Below are 2,784 nucleotides of genomic sequence, written 5' to 3' on the forward strand. Positions count from 1 at the left end.
AGTGCGGCGCGACCGCACTACTCGCAGTACCCGGACAACCTCTTCACCGCCTTCGGCGGCCTGTACGACATCCAGGCCCAGGAGAGCATCACCCGGCTCTGCCCACCCAGCCGGTGCGAGCAGCCCGTCACCCCCGAACAGGGCCTCGGTGTGCTCGTCCGGGAGACCGGCAAGCTGCTCGGCCAGGTCGCCGGGCCGACGAACACCCGCGTCGACCCGGAGGACTCCTACCGGGAGCAGACCCGCGTCGAGGCCGGCCTGGACGCCGCCGAGCCGGTCCCGGCCGACCCGAAGTTCCGCTGGGACAGCCTCGACGACAACCAGCCGGCCCGGTTCACCAGCTTCCTGGCCGGGCTGAAGCCGCAACCCCGACCCGCCCTGCACTTCCTGCACCTGCTGATGCCGCACTCCCCGTGGGCGTACCTGCCGTCCGGGGTCCGCTACGACGCCCCGGAGGACCTGCCCAACGACGGCACGGGCTGGGTCGAGCTGGCCCGCCAGCGTCACCTCGCCCAACTCGGCTACACCGACCGGCTGATCGGGGAGACCCTGCGGACGCTGCGCGCCAGCGGCCTCTACGACCAGGCCCTCGTCGTCGTCACCGCCGACCACGGGGTGAGCTTCCATCCGGGCGCGCAGGGCCGGGGCATGGACGCCATCAAGGCCGCCGCCGGTGAGGTCGCCTGGGTGCCCATGTTCGTCAAGGAGCCCGGGCAGCAGACCGGCCGGGTGGACGACCGCAACTGGGAACACGTCGACCTGCTGCCCACCGTCGCCGATGAAGCCGGCATCCGCCTGCCCTGGCACGTCGACGGCCGCTCCGCCCGGCAGGCTCCCCGCGCCGACGTCACGAAACACTTCTACGACACCCCCGGCGAGGCGGTCACCTTCCCCGGCGGGGTGCCCACCGCGCCGCCGCTGCCGACACCGCACCCCCTGGTGGGCACCGAGGTCCGCGCCGGCCCGCCCGGGGGCAGCGCCCAGGTCGCCGACCTGGCCGCCTTCCGGGCGACCGACCCGGACACCGGCACCCTCCCGGCGCTGGTCTGGGGTGACGTGCCGGACGCGATACCGGACGGCACGCTGCTGGCCGTCGCCGTCAACGGCCGGATCGGCGCGGTGGTCCCGGTGGTGCCGGCCGACCCGGGCGGCCGCCGCTTCGCCGCGCTGCTCACCGACGACCGGCTGTTCCGCGCCGGGACGAATCAGCTCGACGTCTACCAGGTCGCGGCGGACGGTACGCTACGGCGCCTCACGTTGTCCTGATCTCCTGTCCCGGCTGGCGGGAGGGCGGGTTTCCCGGCTGCTCAGTCGGGAATCGGGTGACGCATACCTCACCGCCGAACCACGGCGGGCAGTGTCCCCCGAGCCGCAATTACGGTAGAAGCGAAGGCAATTCAACGTAGATCTGCCGGCGAAGCGAGGAACCACATGACGGAAGTCAAGCTCGATCACCCCGGCGGGCAGCTGTCGATGCCGGTACATCCCGCGGTCGAGGGCCCCGCTGGCATCGGGGTGAGCAAGCTGCTGAAGGAAACCGGGATGACGACGTACGACCCCGGTTTCGTCAACACCGCGGCGGCCTCATCCGCGATCACCTACATCGATGGCGACGCGGGGATCCTGCGTTACCGGGGATACCCGATCGAGCAGCTGGCCGAGAAGTCCTCCTTCCTGGAGGTCTCGTACCTGCTCATCTACGGTGAGCTGCCAACCGAGCAGCAGCTCACCGAGTTCACCGAGTGGATCCGGCGGCACTCGCTGCTGCACGAGGAGATGCGCCGCTTCTTCGACGGCTTCCCCCGCGACGCGCACCCGATGGCGGTGCTGTCGTCGGCGGTGAGCGCCCTGTCGACCTTCTACCAGGACAGCCTGGACCCGTTCGACTCCGAGCACGTGGAGATCTCCACGGTCCGGCTCATGGCGAAGGTCCCCACCATCGCCTCGTACGCGTACAAGAAGTCCATCGGGCAGCCGCTGCTCTACCCGGACAACTCCCTGGGGTACGTGGACAACCTGCTGCGCATGACCTTCGGCGTACCGGCGGAGCCGTACGTGGTCGACCCGGTGATGTCGAAGGTGCTGGACATGCTCTTCGTCCTGCACGCCGACCACGAGCAGAACTGCTCCACGTCGACCGTCCGGCTGGTCGGCTCCAGCAACGCCAACCTGTTCGCCTCCGTCTCGGCGGGCGTGAACGCGCTGTTCGGCCCGCTGCACGGCGGCGCCAACCAGGCGGTGCTGGAGATGCTCCAGCAGATCCACGCCGGCGACGGCGACGTCCGGTCCTTCGTCCGCAAGGTCAAGGACAAGCAGGACGGCGTCAAGCTCATGGGCTTCGGCCACCGGGTCTACAAGAACTACGACCCGCGGGCGGCGATCGTCAAGAAGGCCGCGCAGGACGTGCTGGGCCGGATGGCCAAGCCGGACCCGCTGCTGGACATCGCCATGGAGCTGGAGGAGATCGCGCTCGCCGACGACTTCTTCGTCTCCCGCCGGCTCTACCCGAACGTGGACTTCTACACCGGCCTGATCTACAAGGCCATGGGCTTCCCCACGAAGATGTTCACGGTGCTGTTCGCGCTCGGCCGGCTGCCCGGCTGGATCGCCCAGTGGCGCGAGATGATCAACGACCCGGAGACCAAGATCGGCCGTCCGCGGCAGGTCTACGTCGGTGCCGCCGAGCGGGACTACCTCCCCTTCGCCGAGCGCTGACCTCCGCTCTCGCACCACCCGCACCACCCGCATCACCCGCAGGCCGCCGACCCGATCCGGGCCGGCACC

At 70.2% G+C, this 2,784-nt stretch carries 2 protein-coding genes; both read left to right on the forward strand.

The window, feature by feature from the left end:
* Positions 1 to 1,266 (forward strand): sulfatase-like hydrolase/transferase (locus tag AB0J68_RS30480; protein ID WP_363942144.1); only part of this gene is annotated, 1,266 nt, incomplete at its 5' end.
* 165 nt (positions 1,267 to 1,431) lie between these two features.
* Positions 1,432 to 2,715, forward strand: coding sequence for a citrate synthase (locus tag AB0J68_RS30485; RefSeq protein ID WP_354862874.1), 1,284 nt, complete (start codon positions 1,432 to 1,434; stop codon positions 2,713 to 2,715).
* Positions 2,716 to 2,784: the final 69 nt, after the last annotated feature.

The organism is Micromonospora sp. NPDC049580, assembly GCF_040675595.1.
In the GTDB taxonomy this organism is placed as follows: domain Bacteria; phylum Actinomycetota; class Actinomycetes; order Mycobacteriales; family Micromonosporaceae; genus Micromonospora.